The sequence below is a fragment of the Nocardia altamirensis NBRC 108246 genome (genome assembly GCF_001612685.1).
GTDB classification, from domain to species: Bacteria; Actinomycetota; Actinomycetes; order Mycobacteriales; family Mycobacteriaceae; genus Nocardia; species Nocardia altamirensis.
Map to the genome: position 1 here is coordinate 9,865 of NZ_BDAY01000018.1, position 22,011 is coordinate 31,875.

Sequence of the window (22,011 nt, forward strand, 5' to 3'; positions counted from 1 at the left end):
ACGCACCGATGACTATCACCATGCCGCCGTGGCTGGAGTGGGTCAGCTACCTGGCGGGTTCGGAGTGGCCGAAAGGCGACGAGGATCAGCTCTTCGGCCTCGGCGACGACTGGAAGCGCGCCAGCAGTGAACTGCGCGCGATCATCCCCGACCTGAAGAAGGCCGCCGACATCACCCTGCTGTCCTACGACGGCGACGGCGCCGACGCGATGCGCGCGGACTTCGACACCTACTTCAAGGGCGATACTTCCATCGAATCGCTCGCTAAGGGTCTCGCCGACCTCGGGGACTACGTCAGGAACTGCGGCACCCAGATCGAGTACTCGAAGCTGCAGATCATCACCACCCTGGCCATCACCGCCGCCGAAATCGCTTGGGCGCTGAGCACTCTCTTCGGTTCGGCCGCGGTCCCCGCGATCCAGACGGCGGCACAGATCGCTACCCGCACCATCTTCCAGCGGATGCTCGACGCGATCCTGCGGCTAGGTACCAGATTCGTCGGCCAATCGTTCATGAAGAAACTCGGGATCACGGTCGTCGTCGAGACCGCCATCGGCCTCGGACAGGAACTAGGGATCCAGGCGTATCAGGTCGGTCGCGGCCGCCGCGACAACATCGACTGGAAACAGGTCGGCATCGCCGCGGCCACCTCAGCGGCGGGTTCGGCCGTTGCGTTCCCCGTCGCCCACCGGGCAGGCACGCTCATCAACAAGTGGGCGGGCCCACAGAAGAGCATGTGGGGCGCTGGATTACGCGCGGCGGCCGCCGCGGTCCCCGCAGGCCTGGCTGGCGTCGGCGGCGGCTTCGTCGCGGGCGGGATCCTCACCGGCGAATGGCAGTTCGATCCACGCATGCTCGGCGGCGCGATCGGCGGCGCCCTCTCCGGTTCGGTCTCCGGTGTCACCGAATTCCGCAGCGCTACTCGTGGGCTGAACGGCAATCCCCCGATCCCGCTATCCCTCGCTTTGCGAGAGCCACCACCGTCCCACGAAGCACCGCCGCTGTCGCACCAATCCGTCATGACCGCACCAGGTTCGGATACCACTCCGCCCGCCGGTGCGAGGCCGAACCCTGCGTCGAGCACGCCGACATCGCCCGCCGGCGAGCACCGCGCGGCCACCCCTCCAACGCCGCTCGGCGATGGATCGTCGAGCCACCCGAACTCGGGCAACCAAAGCCCGCACAGCACAGTGCCTTCCGGTTCGGCGACGACTACTCCGGTGTCGGCGCACCACACCACCACGACGACCACCGCCCCCGCGACACACAGCATCGATACCGGCAGGCCGATCACACCTACCGCCCACGACGCCAGGCCTGCCAGCGCTGACACAGGGCCCCCAGCCCGCCAAACAGCCTTGTCCGACACCGGAACCCGCCAAACAAGCCTTGCGTCCGACACCGGGACCGGCGCCCGTCCGGCCGGCACCACGCCCGAAACCAGAACACCCGCACCGTCGACGACCGGACCGCGGACGGGTCTGCCTGGCGAGCCAGCTAGGTCCGGCACGACACCAACGCGCGCGGGCATCGGTGCCGACGTGCACACCCCCGGCGACCGCACCGCCCCGCTCACGGCAAGGTCGACGACCGAGGCACCGACACCGATCCGGTCCGACACCGAACGATCGGTGGTCCAAGGCAATTCACCGTCAACCGGACCTGTCCCGCACTCGGCGTCCCCACCTGGCGAAACCCGCCCCGGCCTACCGGGGGCGGGTCATGCGACACCCGATCCACCAGCTCGGACCACAACACCACCCAACGACGGATCGACCCGCAAGGTCGCTCCATCCGGCGAACTCGCGGGATCCAGCCGCGCACCGGATCGTTCGATGCCAACACCGGACAACGCCGCCGTGCTGCACGGCCGCACCGGCGACCGCACCACGCAGCCGGTGCGCAGCCCGTCACGGCTCCCCACAACACCCGCCCACCTCAACAAACCCCTCCCCCCAACGCCGCCCGACCTCCACAAACCCGTTCCCTCAACACCTGGCGACTCCGACGTCCCCTTCGCACTGACCACGACAGATCCCATTCCGCCCTCGCATACGGTGGGCGACGGTAGTTTCCCGCGACCACACACGAACCTCCAGCCAAGCTCGGCTTCCCTGAATCCGGTGCACACCGAGGCGCCGGGCACTACCCACGAAACCACCGCGACACACAACGACCCGACGTCGTTCCCTCCGACAGCGCACCTCCCGCTGACCGACGCGGACATCACCGCACTCGTCGAACACTGGCGCCCGCTGCTGGAAGGCCCACCCGCACAGACGATCTCCGCCTCGAAGCGGCAGGCGGTCACGGTCGCGAACGAGTGGAAGAAGTTGTCGGCACAGCAGCAGAATGCGCTCATCGAGCAGCTGTCACGGGCCGTCGGCGACAGCCAAGGGATCCCGGCAACCGACCGGGACCGCGCGAACCGTTTGGTGATCTCCCGTCAACTCGATGAGCTACGTGCCAAGGACCGGCTCACCGGCCTCGAGAAGCAGCAGTTACGCAACCTCGAGGACACCGCGCAACGCCTGACGGAGTTCGATGAGATTGCGCGGAGCATGGTGACCAAGGAGTCGGGTACCCCGCCGAAGGTCCACGTACTACATTACGACGCAACAGCTTTCAATGGACTTGGCCGGGCTGTGATCAGCATCGGCGATGTCGACACCGCGCACTCGGTGTCCTGGCATGTCGGCGGCGTCGGCAACAACGTGCTCAAACTCGGCAGGAAACTCGGCCAGGCGGCCAACCATTACCTGCAGACCGTCCGGCATCTCGAATCTGGCCAGTCTGCGGCGTCGGTGGTCTGGCTCGGTTATGAACACCCGCAACTGCCCAAGATGGGCAAGATCTTCGGCAGCCTGCACGATATCGCCACATCGGGACTGGCCAAGAAGGGTGGTGAACTACTCGCCCGCGACATCGCCACCTTCAATGCGGTTCGCGGAAATGCCAGGGGGGCAGGCACTCCGGCGGAGCACAAGAATTATCTGTTCGCCCACAGCTACGGCAGCACCGTCACTTCCTACGCGGGCGAGGGCGGTCGCCTTCGACACGAAGTCGGCGCCATCACGCTGCTCGGCTCGCCCGGCACGGGCCCGCAGAGGTATGCGAGCGACTTCGGCCTCCGCGACAACAAGGTCTACGTGGTGTCTTCGGCATGGGATGTGTTCACCCAACTCGGCACCGGCAGGCAGGGCTTCCGCAACCTGATCCCCCTCGCAGGCCTTGGTATCGACCCTTCCACCCAGGGGTTCGGCGCCGCGCGCCTGCACACCGGGTACCCGTCGGGCTGGCATTCCGCCAACCCGTTAGGGCCGCACGCACGCTACTACGACTTCCACGACGCCGACAGCAAGCAGCCAACGGCGTCGCTGGACTCCTTCGCCAAGATCGCTGCGGGCCAGGAACCGGATACCAGCAAACTCGGACGCCGCGACGCGGTGCCGATCTTCGATGCAACACGTCCCCGCCCCCAACAGATCACCCAGCCCACCGGTCCGACCGACCCCGAATTCGGCGAAACCTACTTCGGCGCGGACCTGCTCGCGAAGCTCGGAGCGGAACCGACCGGCACTACCGATCCGCAACGAACATCGTTCTCCGAGGACGGACTTCGACCACCGACCCTCCGGGATGCGGAGCTCTTGCCCAACCTCGCACCCGCGGACCGGGCGGCACTCCACCACCCTCCTGTTGCTGTTCGCCCGCAGGGTGACCTGCTCACGCTGATCGACGCACACGGCCGGTCCGTACACCTGCTCAACCACGCCTGGATCTACGCCATCCCGAATTACCAAGGCACACAACACTTCTACGATATCCATCTGCCGACCTCCGGACCGGGCGGGCAGTGGGTGCGGCTGCCTGCGCAACTTCTGCACGGCTTCACATTCCAGCCCGGCGCCGTGGGGTACCCCGGAGTCCTCGGTTGGCAGGTACCCGGCGGCGCAACTCGATTCATCGATGCAAACACGAACACGCTTGTGCACCTGCCGAACGACGCCACGTATGTCGCGATACCCGAAACGGGAACGCGGAAGTGGATCAAGCACCCAGGGACAACCTCGTGGCATCTCATCGACGACCGTGCTGGCATGCTGCCCATGCCGGCCACCGCCATGCGGCACGACGATCCATTGTTCGGCGCCAAGGGGCCGAAGCCGGAAGACGTGCGCCAGGGCACTTCCGGCGACTGCTATCTCCTCGCCGACCTGAAGAACCTCGCCACCCACAACCCGGACTCGATCACCGAGATCATCCACGACCACGGCGACGGCACCGTGAGTGTCCGGTTCTCCACCGAGGAAGCACCGGGCCGGCCGCCGCGGCCGGTATGGGTTCGGGTGGAAAAGCAGATCTACGTCGATCCGGTCACCGGACGCGCCAAGTTCGCGGGACACGAACCCGGTGGTCCACTGTGGCCCGCGATGATCGAGAAGGCCTACGCGCTGCACTTCGGCAAGGGCCTGGGATTCCACGGCATCAACGGTGGTCTGCCCGGTGCCACTGCCGGGAAGCTCGGCAAGAGTTTCTACCAGGGCTCTGGCGACGGATTCCAGCAGCCGGTACGCGCGATCGACGACACCGAATTCCTGCATCCGATGAGTTTCGACGTCGATACCCTGTACGAACAGATCGGCGGCGATGTCGAATTCTCCCGCCAGTTCGTAGCATCCCGTGACGACTGGGTCCTCCGCAGGGACGAGCTGCGCGCTGACACCTGGCGGGAACTGAATCAGTTGCATCCGAACGATGTATCTACCGCCACAAGCGAGTTCATGGCATTCCTGAGCACCGAGGATCTCCATACGCCGGAAGGCTTTCGTGGCTACCTCGACGAACGGTTCGGTAGTCGGTGGCCCGCTGAAACGAACCGTCTCAGGGAATTCATGCTCACCGCCCTCATCGGCGACAGCCAGAATCGGCACATGAGCGGCTTCACCGTCCTGGCCGAGTCGATCGCCGACCGCATCCAATACGCACTGGACCGCGGCACCACCGTGTCGCTCAGCACGCACCAATTCGGGGACGGCCGCGAAAACACCACAATAGTCCCAGGTTTGGTCGGCACTCATGCCTATTCGGTCGTCGGCATCGAACGTGATGCCAACGGACGACCGATCCGGGTGCTTCTGGAAAACCCCTGGAATCACAATGGACAACGCCCCCCGCAACCCATCCAAGGCATCGAATATCGAACGGACCCGACCGCGCCCACCCGTCGTGGAATAGTCGCCGTCGATCTGAAGCATCTGCCGAAGTTCCAGTGGTTCAGCATGCACGGCGCCGGGGCGCACGGCCTGTACGGACCGGGCCTGGCCCCCGCTGGCTCACAGATCGCCGCAGGCTACATCCACGCGTCGTCGACGAGCGAAACCCACAGCGCCCCAACGACACACCCCGGCGACGGATCGCAGAGCAGACCCGGCGACGGCCAGGAGAACCCCGCCCAGCCCACCGGACCGACGTACCCCGAACTCGGCGAAACCTACTTCGGCGCGGACCTGCTCGCGAAGTTGGGATCGGAACAGACCGGCACTACCGATCCACAACGAACGACCTTCTCCGAGGAGGGACTACTACCGCCGACCCTGTCGGACGCGGAGCTCTGGCACAACCTCGCGCCCACAGACCGGGAGGAGAATCTCCCTTTCGTTGCTGTTGACCTGACCGGTGACAAGCTCACGCTGATCGACGCAGACGGCTGGTCCGTCCGCCTACCGAACGACGCCACGATGCCCGCCGAGTCGAAGTACGAAGGCGCACAGCACTTCTACGATGTGGATCTGCCGAACGGGCAGCAGGCGTTGCTGCCGGCGGAACTACTGCACGACTTCACTTTCCAGCCCGACGCCGGGGGCCCCTCGGGATTCCTCAGTTGGCGGGTACCCGGCGGCGGAACCCGATTCATCGACCAGAACACGAACGCGGTCGTGCACCTGCCGAACGACGCAACCTACATCGCGACACCCGAGACAGGAACGCTGAAGTGGATCAAGAACCCGAAGGAATCCGCGTGGCATCTCATCGATGACGCTGATGATGTGCTCGGCATGCCGATCGTCGCCGTGCGGCACAACGATCCGCTGTTCGGTGCACAGGGTCCGAAGCCAGAGGACGTGCGGCAAGGCGAAAGCGGCGACTGCTATCTCCTCGCCGATCTGAAGAACCTCGCCGCCCACAACCCCGACTCGATCGCCGAGATCATCCACGACCACGGTGACGGCACCGTCAGCGTCCGATTCTTCACCGAAGAAACACCGGGCGAACCGCCACGACCAGAATGGGTTCGGGTAGAAAAGCGAATCTACGTCGACCCGGACAACGAGCACGGATGGTTCGCGGGACACGCACCCGGTGATCCGCTGTGGCCCGCGATGATCGAGAAGGCCTACGCGCAGCACTTCGGCAACGGGCTGGGATTCCACGGCATCGACGGTGGCTTTGCCGGCGAAACAGCTGGGCAGCTCGGCAAGGGTTTCTACCGGAGCCCGGGCGGCGGATTCCCGCAGCCGGTACGCACGATCGACGACGGCAAATTCCTGCATCCGATGAGGTTCGACGTCGATACCCTGCACCAACAGATCGGCGGCGATCTCGAATTCTCCCGCCAGTTCGTCGCGTCCTATGACGACTGGATCCTCAGCAGGGACAAACTTCGCGACGACACCTGGGACAAACTGGAGCAGTTGTATCCAAACGATGACGATACCGTCGACCGTGAGTACGATATTTTCCTCAGTACCAAGGATCTTGCTACGCCCGAGGGCCTTCGAAGCTATCTCGACAAGCAGTTCGGCGATCGGTGGTCCGCTGAAAAGGACCGTGTCGAGGAATTCGTGCACACCGCGCTCACCGGCGACAGCGATAACCGAAACATGGGCGACTTCACTGTACTTGCCGAGTCGATCGCCGACCGTATCCAGTACGCATTGAACCGCGGTACCACAGTATCGCTTTCCACCCACCAATTCGGCGACGGCCGCGAAAACACCCGCATAGTCCCAGGTTTGGTCGGCGGTCACGCCTATTCAGTCGTCGGCATCGAGCATGACGCCAACGGACGGCCGAGCCGGGTACTTCTGGAAAACCCCTGGAATGACAATGGAGAATACCCGCCACCCATCCCAGGCATCGAATATCGAACGTACCCAGAAGGATCCACCTATTGGGCGAAGGCGGACGGCACACGGTACCGCAAGGACAGTGATGGCACACAGCACACGACATTCCCCGACGGTCAGCGGTTCCGCGAAGACCCGGACGGCACGAAAACCTGGATCGAGCCGAACGGGGACACATCCCGGCGAGATCCAGACGGCACCTATTCCGAGGACGGCACTCAGAGTGAGATCGGCCCGGACCCAACCGTAGAGACCCGCAGGGGATTGGTCGCAGTCGATCTGACGCATCTGCCGAAGTTCCAGTACATCAGCATGCATGGCGCCGGGGCGCACGGCTTGTACGGACCGAACCCGCCCTCTGCTGCCGCAGGCCACACCAACGCCTCACCAACGACGTCAGGGTCCGCGCATCCCAACGCGCCGCATCCCGCCACACCGCATTCCGATGCCGAGCACACCGTCATCGACCACACCGACCCGAACCCAGCCGCAGTTCATGAGTCGACCATCGCCAACGTCAACGAACCCGCGGGAACGCATCTCGCCTTGGAACCCGTTGCCCTGCACTTCGACACCAACGACGCAGGCGACCAATACGGCGAAAAGGTACTCGGCCCGATCCGCGACAGCGTGCCCGCGCGCGACTTCGACGAGGCCCACCGCTACACCGTGGACTCGTGGATCAATCATCCCCTGCGCACCGGCGACATCCACCAGTGGGTCAAGGACATCACCGACGACCACCGCCACTACACGACGCTGTTGAGTCTGACCGACGAGCCCTCGGCGGCAAAGCTTTTCGCCATCAGAGAGGAAGCGATCTCAGGACTGCGGCCAGCGCTGACCGACGCGCAGCAGGACTCGATCAGGGTGATGTTCGAGGACGGCAACCCGGACCGCCGAATCGACCAGGCCAAGAAGAACTCCGATAAGCACGAACAGCTCACCCGCTGGCTCAACGACCGGCCGCCGACCGCGGCGAATCTCACCGAACATCGGGATGCCCTCGACCGCGCGCTCTCGCGCAGCCTGCCAGAGCCGGTGGTCGTCGTCCGCGGCGTGACCAGCGCGAAGTACATGCGCCTCGGCGACGGGCTGCTCGGTGCGGGCGACCCCATGCTGCTGAAGGGTACGGTCCAGATCGAGACCGGCTACATGTCGACCAGCCTGGGCGCCACCCCGCCCACCGGCTTCCACGGCGCCATCCGCCTCGAGCTCGAGGTTCCGGACAAATCCACCGCCCTCTGGATGGGTCCACGCAGCGCGTATCCGAAAGAGCGGGAACTGATCCTGCCGCGCGGGACCAGGTATCTCATCACCGATGTCGTCAAAACCCCTGCGGGCGAACGCTATGACGGTGTGCAGTACCTCATCAAGGGCCGGGTCGTCCCCACCGCCGCACCGGACACCCTGCGACCGGCGACGGCGTCACTGCCCGACCTCGCGGGCGGCGCCACCGATCCGGCACGAGCCGCCACCGATCTCACCGATCTGGGTATCGAGCCGACCTCCGGCCCGAACCTGGACGTCGGCAGTTGGCAACAGCACCAGCTGGCCTCAGGCAGCATCGTGTACCACGCGACCAGCGCCGACGCAGCGCGCAATATCGCCACGACCGGTATCCGAACCGTACAAAATGCTTGGGGCGGTGGCGCTCTCGGCAGCGGGTTCTACACCCATCGCATCCGTGAGTCCGCCGAGAACTACGTGGCAGACCACACCGCTGTCACCCTCGAGTTCGTCGTCCGCGATGGCGTCACCGGTCGCGACGTACCCGAAGGCACCTGGCTCGGCGACCACCCCGGGCTCGACTACGTCAGCGGGAACAGCTTCCTGCGCTCCAGCGACGACCCCGACGAGATCAAGTTTCACGGCGGATCTGCCCTCCGGCTCGTCGCTGTGCACGTGAACGGAACCCGCCACCTGATCGGCGCCTGGCTCGGCCCAAATACCACGGCGCACCCCGGCCTGATCGCCGAAAACGGCGCGTCTACAACGGTTCCCACGCCTGCCGCGGTCGACGAGCTCGCATCGACCGGTCCGTTCGTCGATCAGCTCGATGGTATTCGTCCGCCGGTAGGCCAGTGGAAATCCATGCCAGGCGAAGGCGACTGCCTCTTCCACGCCCTCTCCGAAAGTATGGGCATGGGCACCGACGGCCACACCGACCTCCGCGCCCGCCTCGCCGACGAACTCCACCTCAACCGCCGACACTTCCTCACCGAATTCCAACGCCGACTCGACATCGAACAACCCGGCCAATGGAACAACCCCCACCACGTCGACACCGAATACACCAGACAAATCGAAAGCCTGCTCAACCAGGGGGAATACCGGCACCACGCAGGAAACTTCCTCCTACCCGTCGCCGCCCAAGTCCTCCAACTCAACCTCCTCATCCTCCACCCCGACGGCCACATCACCCGCCTAGCCCACGGACAAACACCCGACCAACCCTTCACCATCCTCTACCGCGAAAACGCCAACGGCGGCCACTACCACCTCGCCACCAACCCCGACAACACCCCAGCCACCATCGGCCCCAACCACCCACTACTCACAACCGATACCAACCCCACCGCATCGCTCACCGGCGGCGCCACCAGAAACGGATTGCCCGACGGACCCGAGAACCGAATGCTCGGCGAGGCCATCGACGGACCTCGGGCGGACGTCGACACGCTGTTCGACGGGCCCGAAAACGAAGTATTCCGCAGGCTTTTCGACGAACCGACAACCCGCACCGACCCACCCCTGGACGGACTCGAAAACGAAGTACTCGGCAGACTCTTCCACGAACCGAGAACAGACGTCCACACACTGTTCGACGGACCCGAAAACGAAGTGCTCCGTGGGCTTTTCGACGAACCGAGGACGGATGTCGACACACTGTTCGACACCACGGATGATCTGGGATTACCGCATCTGTTCAGCGAAGTCGTTCGCTTCCCGTCCAACGACCAAGGCGAAGCCTATGGCGAGCACACTCTCGGCCCGATCCGAGACAGCCTGCCTCCAGCGGAATTCGGTGAGGCACACCGCTATACCGTGAACTCCTGGGTCAACTACCCGTTGCGCACCGGCGACCTCGGGCACTGGGTGACCAACCTGAGCAACGAACGGGCGCGATACGACACCCTGTTCACAGTGGACAACAGCGAGCCGACACACTACAGCCTGTATCAGGCCTACACCGAGGCCGCCAACGGTCGACGCACCTTGACTCCGGAACAGGACCAGGCCATTGTCGATATCCTCCGAGACCCGGCACCGGACCGGCGACTCGCGGAGGTCAGGACCACCGCGGAAACACATTGGACCGTGTCCAACTGGATCGGCGGCCCGGTCACCGTCGACAACATGAACGCTCACGTAACGTGGCTCGACCAAGCGGTGGCCCACCACCTTCCCGAGCCGGTGGAAGTCGTCCGTGGCATGCGTGACGTGTCGTTCCTGCGCGTCAACGGCGCGGTTCTCGGCACCGGCGACCCACGCACCCTGCTCGGCACCGTCCAAATCGAGCCCGGCTACATGTCGACCAGCCTCGGCGCCACACCACCGGCCCACTTCGACGGCGCCATCCGGATGGAACTCGAGCTGCCGCCGGGAGCCAGCGGCCTCTGGATGGGAGTCCGCAGCGCGTACCCCGACCAGCGCGAACTGATCCTGCCGCGCGGCACCCGCTACCTCGTCACCGAGGTGATCCAGAATCCGCAGGACCCCCGCTACGCCGGTGTGCAGTACTTGATCCGAGGACGAGTCGAACTCAACACCCCGGTGGTCTACGTACCGCCAGCCACGCCAGCGACCCACCCGTAGCCGACCAACCAGCGCCGGTCGATCCCAGATGAAAGAATCCAGCCCGATGAGTACCAGCTCTTTATCCGGCAACTACGACAAGTGGACCCGCTTGCCGGTCGTCTATCTCCCGGTCACCCAGGGCGGCACGCTGATCGGCTATCTGTGGGCCTCACAGTCAGGCAACGCCGCGGGCTTCGAGCGCAGGCTTTCGGTCGCGGGCGACAACCTCACCTGCCTGTTCGCCTGGGAGCGCAGGCTGTCCGAGGCCTCGGACGAGGGGCTGGCCCCGGCCGCCGCAATCGAACGCTGGATCGGCCAACCCGAGGAACCCGAGTACGGCGGGATCGCCGCCGATGCCACGCCGACCGCGGCACCGAGTTTGGCGGCGATCTGGAACGACCTGAACCCGGACGGCCCGCCGCTCGGCCCTGGTCCCATGGTCCAGGACGGCATGTTCCCCGACGGCACGCCTGCCGATCGTGCCCAAGGCTGGGGCCCGTTGGTCAGCGCGCCGCCGCCGCCGACATACGCCACGGAAACCGATACGCCAGTCCAGTTTCTGCCGGTCGTCAAGGGCGACGCGACGCTCGGCTACCTGTGGGCGGCGAGCACCGGCGACGCGGCGGACTACCTGCCCGCGGCCGCGGCAGGCGATGGCGGCAGGGTGGCCGCGGGATTGTGGCGCATGCGCCTCGGCGACGCCTACGGTGCGGGCCTGCCTGCAACGGAGGCGTTGCGTCAGGTCAGGACCTACCCGCCCGATTCGCTCGCAGGCTCGGTCGACTCGAACGCCGAACTGCGCACCGCACCGGACCTGGCAACCCTGCGCGACCGCGCGCAACACTGAGTCCGGAAATACCGGCCATTCGGAAGTCGACGAGGACGACGACCCGATCAGCGACGTGTTCACCATCCGATCCACCAGCTAGGAGAGAAGACCATGGGAAAGATCGTCAGGTTCGACGTCGATGGGTTCCGCACGGGCGCAGCCGGTTTCGAGGCATGCGCCAAGAGGACGGAGTCCATCACGAACCGCTTGCGCTCCGCCATGGAAAGCCGCGGGGTGTGTTGGGGCGACGACAAAGCGGGCCACGATTTCGCCGACGGCCCGAAGGGCTACCTCGCGGGCCGCGACGCCCAAATCGGCTCGCTGGACACCAATACGAAGCGGATGTCCGAACAAGCGACGGAGATGGGCAAGGCGGTAAAGGCCCTCACGTCCTCGGAGCAGACCAACACCAAATCGTTCACATAGCAGACACCAGCGCCGCAGCGCCGGTGTCTGCGGCGCCGGAATTACCCGACACCGCAACTGGTTTACGACACGACCGAGGCGATGCTCGAGTCATTTTGCCCCGAAGCCGATGGCTGAGCCGGTGTCCTGTCCATCCATCATGTAGGCGGCCTTTGTGATTCCGAAGGTGAAGTCGCTGAGCGCCTTGGACAGATCGTCCACGGTGCCCCGGAGCGTCGCCGCCACGCGCAGGTATCCGTGCTCGCCCTCGGCGAACTCCTTGCCGAATTTGTCGGTGCCCCAAGGCTGTCCGGCGGCATCGAGCGCACCGCACAGTTCCTGCAGAATCCCTCGCACCGAGTCACGCATCTCCTTGGTGATCGGCACAACCTGGGTTCGTAGCCCTTCCGGGTTGACGTAAATACTGGATGCCATCGTCTGTTTCTCCTACTCTTCGCCTGCCGGAGTACCGAGTCGACCGGTAGCGGCTACCCGGCGCCTGGCTTGCCGGACCAGCGATACGGTTCAGGCATCGGCACATCGTCCGGCCATTTCTTGGGCCGTGTCTTTCCTTTCAGCTCACCGCCCGCCAGCGTTGTCGACTTCGTCTCGTTCTCGCCGCCTGGGGTGATCTTGTGCGCGGTGCCGTCGTAGTCGATCACCCACACCGAGCCGTCCGTGCGAACGACCTGCGCCTTGCCGTCCGGCAGGACAGTGCGCACCGGAGCCTGCGGTGGAGTCCCGTCCGAAACCGGCGGGGGCACCGGAACAGGATGCGTGTCTTCGCTCAGTGATGGCGGACGAGTACTTGTCTGCTCCGGTCCATCGGACGACGTGAGGCCGCTCGGGTTGCTGTGTGCTGGATTGCGCGGCGCCGAATCCGGGCTGTCACCATGACCATGGTCGACCGGTCGGGCCGTCTCATCGCGCGCAGGCGGTGCGGCGTGGGACGGAGATTCCGCGACCGGCGAGTGCGGGGTCTGCGCCGTCGCCGGCGGCCCCGCGTTAACCGGTTGCACGTTGGTGTCGGCCGCGACCGACGATTGCGGGCCGCCCTCGACGGCTCGCGCCCCTGCGGGAGACGTCCCGGCGTGTGTCGTTGTCCCGGATGTCGTTGTCCCAGTGGGCGTCGTCGTCCCGGTCGGCGTCGTCGTCCCGGTCGGCGTCGTCGTCCCAGTCGGCGTCGTCGTCCCAGTCGGCGTCGTCGTCCCAGTCGGTGTCGTCGTCCCAGTCGGCGTCGAACCTCCCCTCCCTCCAGTTGCTTGCGCGGCAGCCCGGCCCGCATCCGGCGAACTGGCAGAACTGGATGACGTCGCGGGGCGTGAATCTGCCCCGGTTACATGCGGATTCGCATTCGGCCCACCCTGCGAGCTGTGCATTGGGGCCGGCGTGGCATCGGATCCACCGGTGACCGACGGTTCCGCCGCCGCGCGACTGGCTGGTGTCGGTGACGAATCACGCACGCTCGCATCACTCGCGCGCGGCGCATCGGCGCTTGAATGTGCCACGGTCCCAACAGATGTCGGCACCTGAGGGCTGTCCGGCCGTGGACCTTGCGTCGGCAGTGATGTGGCATCCGACGATGTCGCCGAACTGCCCATCGGCTGCAGTTCGTGCGTATCACGCGACGTCTGCGGCACCGCACCGTCACGCACCGGCGTCATGCTCGGGTCGAACACGCGAGAGAATGGACCGAGCTTCCCGTCGGCCGGCGCCATCTTCACCCCGAACCCACCACGCGCCGCACCGACCATCCCGCCGCGCGCCATGCCACCGACCCAGCTTTCCGCCGAGGTCATCGCGCTGGCGCCGAAGGGCTGCAGAAGGACAAGGTTCCCGAAGAAGGTACCGACGGCACCCGAAACAACACCGCTGGCAGTGCCTTTCAGCATGTCGCCAGCCATCGGCTTGACCGTTGCCCAGCGAGCACTGTCACCGACCTTCGGTGTGAAGGTCTTTCCGGCCAGCCGGTCGAAACCTCGACCGACGTGGCGCGCGGACTTGATACCGGGGTAGGTCCCCAAGCCGGAGGCGGCCATGGAGCTGAGCGACTGCTTCCAGTTGAACTCTCGGCGAGTCCCCCTGCCCATTTGGGTGGCTTGCACGATGAGATCGAGGCCGCCCGAAATCAACATGCTCTCCGGGATTTTCATCGCGTAGAGGCCGAGGTTCTTGACCAGGCTGGTTCGCACACCCACCTTCTGGGCGAGTTGGCTGGCGAGCGCGACGACCTTCTTCGCTAGTTCATCCTCCAACTTCCGCAGAAAGCTTCGCGTCACGGCGACAGCAGCCGCCTCGGCCGCAGGCGCAGTCGGCGGAAACATCCACGCCCAAGCGATTTCGACAGCAAGCGCGAGCAGCGAGACGATGATCGTCAGCTTGGTCGCTTCCAGTTCGGTTCCGGTGTTGAAGACCGCTTTCGACACCTGCTGCAGATGTTCGGCAAGCCGCTCCAGCGACTGATCGCCATGCAGGAGTGCGTCATAGGCCGCGGCGAGCGCCCGACCGCCCTCGCCTTCCCAGGAGCGCTCGGCGGCTCGGCGCGCCACCAGCACCTGATCCGTCAGTGGCCGCACCTTGGTGCTCGCGCGCTCCCAGGCTCGCGCCAGCTCGAACATCTTGTCTTCGTCGCCATCCGGCCATGCCGCGCCTGCGATCCAGCCGAGCCAGCGCAGTTCCTCGGGCAGATACAGGCTCATCGCGCCACCGGCGCACACCACGGCGATGTCTTCACACCCACGCTGGCACCACCAATCCCGATCACGCATTCGGCGCAGACCTAGGGTGAACACCCGGTGTCGCGCAGAATAATTGCACACCAGAGGCTGTCATCATCTGGTCATCAAATGATCAGTGCCGAGCGCCGACCGTCCGGCGCGCCCGCTCCCCCATCGATCCACAGGTTGGGCGAATCAACAGATGCGCCGCCTCGGCAACCGTGACAGACTCGGAGCCAAGAAAAGCGGTGTGCGGGCACCGCGCGTCGGCGGAGGAACATGCCTGAAACGAGGGTCTCGATGGATCTGGACGCGGCGGAGCGTCAGGTCGCCGCCGATCGGTATGCGGCGCTCGATCGATCGGTTGCCGCGGACCTTCGGCTCGCCACCTCGCTCGGTGAGCTCGCGAAGGCCTTCATCGCCACCAAGACCAACGGGTCGGTCCGGGATCGCACCAGGGAGGGGCTGGCCCCTGCCGAGGAGGCGGTCGGCATCCGGCTGCGCCTGCTCGCCACCGGCGCGGTGGTGCTCGACGCCAAACTGGCCGGCGAGCTGAACGAGGTGCTTCGCTCGGTCGAGCTCGCGGCACGGCACAGCGGCCGCAGGGAACTCGCCACCACCACCGTCCGCCGCGCCTGCGACGCCTATCGCCAAGTGGCGCAGATACATCCGGAGGTCGCCGGGCTCTGCGCGGACGGCCTGTCCAAGTGCGGCGTCTGGCTCGGCCGCCTCGATCAGGACGCTGCGGTCGCGGCGACCGAGGAAGCGGCCCGCATTCGCAGCAAGCTGGCCGCGGCGAATCCGGAGCTTTCCGGCAAATACCTCGCGAGCTTGAGCACGTTACTGCGCACGCTCATGGTCGGCCGGTCGCGCAAGCAGGCCCTCTCGATGTATCGCGAGCGGTATTCCGCGTTCACCTCGACGGGGATGTCGATCCGACTGCGCGCGTGCGGGATTCAAGACCTCGATCTCACGCCTAAGTCGTACAAGGCGCTCGCCGAGCTCGGATGCCGCACCCTGGAGCAGGCAGGGCGGCTGACCCAGCAGCAGATCCTGTTCAAGTCCTCCGGCGACCTGTCGACCGTCGAGGAGCTCAACTGGAAGCTGGCCCTCGTCGGCCTGCGTCCCCTTCTGCCCGGCCAGGAACCCGATCCGCCGTCGATGCCGGTGCAGATCGGCACCAGCTTCGGCGCACTGAGCGTCTACTGTCCGACCCCTGACGCGGTCGCGCAGATCCGCGCCGCGATCATCGGCGCCTACGCCACCGACGACGCCTACCCGCTGGATCGGGTCAGTTATCTCGGTACGCACGAAGAACATTGGAAGATCGTCGAGGCCGAGGTGAATACCGCGGAAACGCTCAGCGATGACGTCGTCCTGATCGATCAGCCGTACGGCGGCTGGGTCACGGTGATGAGCCTGAACTGGGAGCTGACGCCGGTCGGCAAGCATCCGCTGGCGCGGCGGCTGTCCCAGGACTGGCCGGTGGCCGCGATCACAGTGACCGAGCACATCGCCTACGAGCTGTGCTGGTACGAGCACGGCGCGGCGACCCAGTACGCCGCGCTCGGCAGGCCCGCCGGGCAGGCGCCTCTGGACAAACCGCTGGCACCTTTGGACTTCAAGATGCTTGCCGACCTGAACGCGGACCGCGTACCCGAGTCGAAGCTGCGCTCCGCGTTCGGCAACACACAGGTGTTCGCGAATCTGACCTATCTGCCGTCCAACGGCTTGCGACAGATTTGCGCGACCACCCCGCTCGCCGAGCACGGCGACCGCGCGCTGTTCTTCCGCACCACGCCGTAGCGCAGCGCCCGCCGGTTACCTCGCCTTCTGTTAACCGGCACTGAAACAAACTTCTCGAGAACTAATTGAACGCAACCGGCGCCGCCGGTCCACCGGGTGCTCTACTGAGATCGCGTTCGAACGGTGTCGTGGGTCACGCTGAGCACCCGAGACTATCGGTTCGGGCGGCTTCACCAGACACACGATGCTAGTCGAGGCTCCCCATGGACCAAGTGGCGTTGGCGGAAACCCCAGCCGCCCGATGCGCCTATTACCGCCACACCTGCGACCTCCCCGCCGGATTCCATCCGGCGATCGGCCGGATCATCGTCCGCGCCGGATTCGTCGGCGCGATCACCATGCCCGCGCCGCTGGGTCAGCAGGTCCACGACGATTTGATACACCACCGAAATCCATTGGGCCCGATCATCTCTCACGTCCGATCGAAGCGTTGGACCTACTTGATCCGCCCCGACCTACCCGACGATGTCCGGCTCTTCGCCGAGCTGTTCCGGCTCAACGTATCGATCGTGCCGATCGGCGGGGAGATCGCCTTGCCGTCCCCTGCCGACGTGCACGCGGGCCTGCGCGAGTGGATCATTCCGCCGCAGAACACCTTTCGCCCCTCCGGCGTTGCCATCGTGGACACCGTGCGGGTGTGCCGCAACGCAGGGCTGCGATGACGACGAGTCAACTGCCCGCGAAACATCAAGTGCTGCAGGCATGCCGAGGTGAGCATCCGGTGGGCAATCCGCTGCTGCGGTGCGCGCACGAGCTGACCACTCTGCACGAGCGCAGACTGTGCGCCCGGCGCGAGGAGCTCGACGAGATCGACGCTCTGCGTGCGAGTCTGGTGCGCGACATCGACCGCTGGATCACCGTCCAGTTGCCGCCCGCGCACGGTGCCGCGCATGTGCACACCGAAACCGTCGGCGCGGTGATCGACCGCCTCGCGCAGTTCACCGCCAATGCCTACGCGGCATTGGCGAGCAACTCGGAGTGGGACCTGTGGGATGCGTGGCAGCGCCTCGCGGAACTGGCCGTCGGCTACGACGATTTGGCTGCGGAGGTGTGTGCAGGCGTACGCCGACTCCCCGGCGCATCGTAATTTCGCACGCGGGGCGGTAGCTCGGATCTAGGGTGGGCGTGTGGGCAATACGACGAATCGAGATGCGGATAAACGTGCCCTACGTGCCCGGCGGGCCAGCTCCTTCGGCGCTCATGCGACCGCCTACGCCGAGCACAGACCGGACTATCCGATGGCGGCCATCCAATGGGCGCTGGAATCCATTCTCCCGGCCGCGCCCGCGCCGGTGGTACTCGACCTCGGCGCGGGCACCGGAAAGCTCACAGAGGGGCTGCTCGCCGCAGGCGCCACCGTGATCGCGGTGGAACCCGACGACGGGATGCGCATCGAGTTGATGCGACGACTGCCCGGCGTGCGCGCGTACGAGGGTGCGGCGGAAGCGATTCCGCTGGCGGACGGATCGGTGGACGCGATCGTGGCCGGGCAGGCCTTCCACTGGTTCGACCAGGATCGCGCCTTCCCCGAGTTCGCGCGGGTACTGCGGCGCGGCGGGCGCTTCGCCGCACTGTGGAACACCGACGACATGCGGGTCGACTGGGTCGCCGGACTGGCCGAGGTCGCCCGCTCGGTGGCGTCGACGCCGCCGCCGGAACCCGGCGAGGCGCGGCTGCCCGCCCATCCGTTGTTCGAGGCCTTCGAGCGGTCCGAGTTCCCGCACGTGCAGCGGCGTACCGCCGAGTCGTTGGCGGCGACCATCGGCACGCACTCGCACACGCTGGTGGTGTCCGAGCAACAGCGGGCCGAGGTGCTCAGGCGCATCACCGAGTATCTGCGCAGCAGGCCGGAGACCGCAGAGGGTGAATTCGACCTGCCCCTGGTGACTTTGGTGCTACGCACCCGACTGCGCACGGGCTGATCCGCGGGTACCTGTCCGCCATCGAACTCGCACGCCAGCGCCGCTTTTCCCGGCACACCCCGATATCGAGCCGAGGGCACCTCGGTCACGAACCGCGTGGTGCGCCAAGCGGATTCGAGTAGTTGCCTACTCGCGCCCGCTGCTCCCGCCCGGACATACGCTGATCACAGAGTCAGCAAATGTCACGGTCAGGCGCAGCGGGCGCAAGGAACGACGACACCGATCCAGCGATGCAGCTGGGTATCGTCCATGGTTCACACCGGCATAACCGTGCCGGAGAATCACCGAGGCGAGATCGTCCAGCGGAGGGACACTTCGCAGGCGTCGGTGCGTATCGACTCCTCGTCACGCGCGTCGCGGGACCACAGTGTCGCGGACAACGTTGTGCCGCTACACCTTCCAGGCAACGGCGCCTTCCGATCAGTGCGTCGTCCGCAGGAAGACGGGAACGTCCCACGCACGTCGACGCTCCAACCAAAGGTGTTGGACACGAAGGTATTCCATGCCAATCGTCGCATGGAATGGGTGGAATCGCCTGCGCGGGCGACTACTCCGGGCGCAGAGTGAGGATGCGGGGTCTGTCCTCGGTGACGGCGACCGTGTGCTCCCAGTGGGCGGCGCGGGTTCCGTCGATGGTGACGACCGTCCAGTCGTCCTCGAGCACCTGTGTCTGAGTGGTGCCGAGCGTCAGCATCGGCTCGATCGCGAGGACCGATCCCACCACGAGCTTCGGGCCCTTGCCCGGGTCGCCCTCGTTGGCGAGGAACGGATCGAGGTGCATCTCGCGGCCGATGGCGTGGCCGCCGTAACCGTCGACGATGCCGTAGGCGCGACCGTGTTCCTTCTCCGCCGCCCGCGTGCCGAGCTCGATGGCGTGCGAGACGTCGGAGAGCCGATTACCGGGCAGCATGGCCGCGATACCCGCCTCCATCGACAGTTTGGTGGCCTCGCTCAGCAACCGGTCCGCGTCGATGATGTTGCCGACGCCGAACGTCCACGCCGAATCACCGTGCCAGCCTTCGAGAATGGCGCCACAGTCGATGGAAACGAGGTCGCCTTCGGTCAAGATCTCGGCGGCGGTCGGAATACCGTGCACCACACGATCATTCACCGACGCACAGATCGAACCCGGAAAACCGTGGTAGCCCTTGAAGGACGGCACCGCGCCCGCATCCCGAATGACCTGCTCGGCGACCTCGTCGAGCTCGAGCGTCGACACGCCAGGCTTGGCGGCCGCGCGCACCGCGACAAGGGCGCGACCGACAATCGCGCCCGCCGCCGCCATCGCGTCGAGCTCGCCCGCCGTGCGGAACGGCACGACCTTCTTCTTCCGATTGAAGACCATTCGGCCTCAGCGCTCCGTCAAGTGGGGCATCAGTGGCCCAGCGCGCGCAGTGCGCGCGCGTTGACCTCGTCGACCTCGCCGATACCGTCCACCGAGACGACAAGGCCGTCGTAGTGATCCAGCAGCGGCTCGGTCTCCTCGCGGTACACCCGGAGCCGGTTACGGATCACGCCTTCGTTGTCATCGTCGCGGCCACGGGCGAGCATCCGCTCGACCACCGTGTCCTCGGCCACCACAAAACACAACACCGCGTCGAGCTTGGTGTCCATGTCCTTGAGGATCCGCTCCAACGCGTCGGCCTGATCGACCGTGCGCGGGTAACCGTCCAGGACAAAACCGTTCACGGCATCGGGCTCGGCCACCCTGGCCTCGACCATGCGGTTGGTGACATCGCTCGGCACGAGATCGCCTGCGTCCATGTACTTCTGCGCTTCGCGGCCGAGCAGCGTCTGCTGGCTGATGTTCGCACGAAAGAGATCCCCGGTGGAGATGTGCGGGACGCCAAGCTTCTCCGACAGCAGCACAGCCTGGGTGCCCTTGCCTGCACCCGGCGGACCGAGCAGTACAACTCTCACTTGAGGAACCCTTCGTAATTACGATTCATCAGCTGACTTTCGATCTGCTTCACCGTGTCGAGGCCGACGCTCACCATGATGAGCACCGCGGTGCCACCGAACGGGAGGTTCTGGCCACCACCGGAAGCGCCGATGTCGAGGAACAGATTCGGCAGGACAGCTACGAGACCGAGGTAGATCGAGCCGGGGAGGGTGATGCGGCTCAGGACATAGTTCAGGTAATCGGCGGTGGGCTTGCCGGGGCGGTAGCCCGGAATGAAGCCACCGAACTTCTTCATCTCGTCCGCGCGTTCCTCCGGGTTGAAGGTGATCGCGACGTAGAAGTAGGTGAAGAAGACGATCATGCCGAAGTAGATCGCGATGTAGACCGGGTTGCCCGGGTTCACCAGGTACTTCGAAATGATCTCCTGCCACCAACTCTGATCCGGATTGGTCCGCGAGGAGGTGAGCTGCGAGATCAGGTTCGGCAGGTACAGCAGCGAGGACGCGAAGATCACCGGGATGACACCGGCCTGGTTGACCTTCAGCGGCAGGTAGGTCGAAGAGCCGCCGTACATCTTCCGGCCGACCACGCGTTTGGCGTACTGCACCGGGATGCGGCGCTGGCCCTGCTCGACGAAGACGACGGCGACGATGATCGCGAAGGCCGCGACACATACCAGGCCGAACACGATGCCGCCGCGGCTGTCCAGGATGGACTTGCCCTCGGTCGGGATACGCGCGGCGATACCGGCGAAGATCAGCAGCGACATACCGTTGCCGACACCACGCTCGGTGATCTGCTCACCGAACCACATGACAAGGGCCGCACCGGCGGTCATCACCAGCACGATGATGATCATCGCGAAGATGCCGTTGTCGGCGAGGATCTTGTCCTGGTTCTTGCAGCCCTGCAGCAGCTGACCGCGCGAAGCCAGCGCGACCAGACCGGTGGCCTGCAGGATCGCCAGAGCGATCGACAGATACCTGGTGTACTGCGTCATCTTGGTCTGGCCGGATTGGCCTTCCTTGCGCAGTTCCTCGAACCGCGGGATGACGACAGTCAGCAGCTGGATGATGATGCTCGCCGTGATGTACGGCATGATGCCGATCGCGAACACCGAGAGCTGCAGCAGCGCACCACCTGAGAACAGGTTGATCAGCTGATAGATGCCGCCGGACTCACCGCCGGACACCTCTTTGATGCAGTCCTGGACGGCCTGGTAATCGACACCGGGGGACGGCAGCGCGGCACCCAGACGGTACAGCGCGATCAACCCCAGCGTGAAGAGAATCTTCCGCCGTAAGTCCGGAGTCCGGAAGGCCGATACGAAGGCGGAAAGCACAGATCCTCCTGGCGAACGACATGGTCAGGACATGGATATTTCAGCAATGTCCAGTTTCCCTGATTCGGCACAGGGGGACGCTGAAAACCATGACGAGGCTTGGCAGACAACAATGGAACTCTAACAGTGGCACCGGACGAGCCTTCACTCATCCGG

Annotated in this window: 12 protein-coding genes; 7 read left to right on the plus strand and 5 right to left on the minus strand. The window is 65.5% G+C overall.

What is annotated here, in order from left to right:
- Window positions 1-8: 8 nt before the first annotated feature.
- The 3 genes from NA11_RS12005 (at window position 9) to NA11_RS12015 (ending at window position 12,186) form a co-directional block, all read left to right on the plus strand.
- Complete coding sequence (locus tag NA11_RS12005; protein ID WP_069161930.1) at window positions 9-10,949, plus strand: C2 family cysteine protease; 10,941 nt, start codon at window positions 9-11, stop codon at window positions 10,947-10,949.
- 46 nt (window positions 10,950-10,995) lie between these two features.
- Window positions 10,996-11,778 carry a hypothetical protein gene (locus tag NA11_RS12010; protein WP_069161931.1) on the plus strand — a complete coding sequence of 261 codons (783 nt, stop codon included), beginning with the start codon at window positions 10,996-10,998 and terminating at the stop codon, window positions 11,776-11,778.
- Between the two features lie 93 nt (window positions 11,779-11,871).
- The gene (locus tag NA11_RS12015; RefSeq protein WP_069161932.1) at window positions 11,872-12,186 is read left to right on the plus strand and encodes a hypothetical protein; all 315 of its coding nucleotides are present in this window, start codon (window positions 11,872-11,874) and stop codon (window positions 12,184-12,186) included.
- 90 nt (window positions 12,187-12,276) lie between these two features.
- Here NA11_RS12015 and NA11_RS12020 read toward each other — a convergent pair whose 3' ends face one another.
- Both NA11_RS12020 and NA11_RS12025 read right to left on the minus strand, forming a co-directional pair.
- Entirely contained in the window at window positions 12,277-12,600 is a 324-nt protein-coding gene (locus NA11_RS12020; protein ID WP_069161933.1) for a hypothetical protein, read from the minus strand.
- Window positions 12,601-12,653: 53 nt separating this feature from the next.
- Window positions 12,654-14,933 (minus strand): WXG100-like domain-containing protein, encoded by a 2,280-nt coding sequence (locus NA11_RS12025; protein WP_141717539.1) that lies wholly within the window; start codon window positions 14,931-14,933, stop codon window positions 12,654-12,656.
- A gap of 228 nt (window positions 14,934-15,161) precedes the next feature.
- Here NA11_RS12025 and NA11_RS12030 point away from each other — a divergent pair, with 228 nt between their 5' ends.
- The 4 genes from NA11_RS12030 (at window position 15,162) to NA11_RS12045 (ending at window position 18,610) form a co-directional block, all read left to right on the plus strand.
- On the plus strand, window positions 15,162-16,688 hold the full coding sequence (locus tag NA11_RS12030; protein ID WP_245745838.1) for a hypothetical protein: 1,527 nt from the start codon (window positions 15,162-15,164) through the stop codon (window positions 16,686-16,688).
- Window positions 16,689-16,891: 203 nt separating this feature from the next.
- Window positions 16,892-17,350 carry a DNA-directed RNA polymerase subunit beta gene (locus NA11_RS12035; RefSeq protein ID WP_069161936.1) on the plus strand — a complete coding sequence of 153 codons (459 nt, stop codon included), beginning with the start codon at window positions 16,892-16,894 and terminating at the stop codon, window positions 17,348-17,350.
- Window positions 17,347-17,775 (plus strand): DUF4254 domain-containing protein, encoded by a 429-nt coding sequence (locus NA11_RS12040; protein WP_069161937.1) that lies wholly within the window; start codon window positions 17,347-17,349, stop codon window positions 17,773-17,775. The genes NA11_RS12035 and NA11_RS12040 overlap by 4 nt, the downstream gene beginning before the upstream one ends.
- A 40-nt stretch (window positions 17,776-17,815) precedes the next feature.
- Window positions 17,816-18,610, plus strand: a complete 795-nt coding sequence (locus tag NA11_RS12045) for a class I SAM-dependent methyltransferase (protein ID WP_069161938.1) — start codon at window positions 17,816-17,818, stop codon at window positions 18,608-18,610.
- A gap of 547 nt (window positions 18,611-19,157) precedes the next feature.
- On the opposite strand, the gene map is transcribed toward NA11_RS12045, so the two are convergent.
- The 3 genes from map to secY are packed head-to-tail and all read right to left on the minus strand — an operon-like array spanning window position 19,158 to window position 21,855.
- A complete protein-coding gene (map, locus tag NA11_RS12050; RefSeq protein ID WP_069161939.1) occupies window positions 19,158-19,955 on the minus strand; it encodes a type I methionyl aminopeptidase in 798 nt (265 codons plus the stop codon).
- Window positions 19,956-19,984: 29 nt separating this feature from the next.
- Complete coding sequence (locus tag NA11_RS12055) at window positions 19,985-20,530, minus strand: adenylate kinase (protein ID WP_069161940.1); 546 nt, start codon at window positions 20,528-20,530, stop codon at window positions 19,985-19,987.
- The gene (gene secY, locus NA11_RS12060; protein WP_069161941.1) at window positions 20,527-21,855 is read right to left on the minus strand and encodes a preprotein translocase subunit SecY; all 1,329 of its coding nucleotides are present in this window, start codon (window positions 21,853-21,855) and stop codon (window positions 20,527-20,529) included. The genes NA11_RS12055 and secY overlap by 4 nt, the downstream gene beginning before the upstream one ends.
- Window positions 21,856-22,011: the final 156 nt, after the last annotated feature.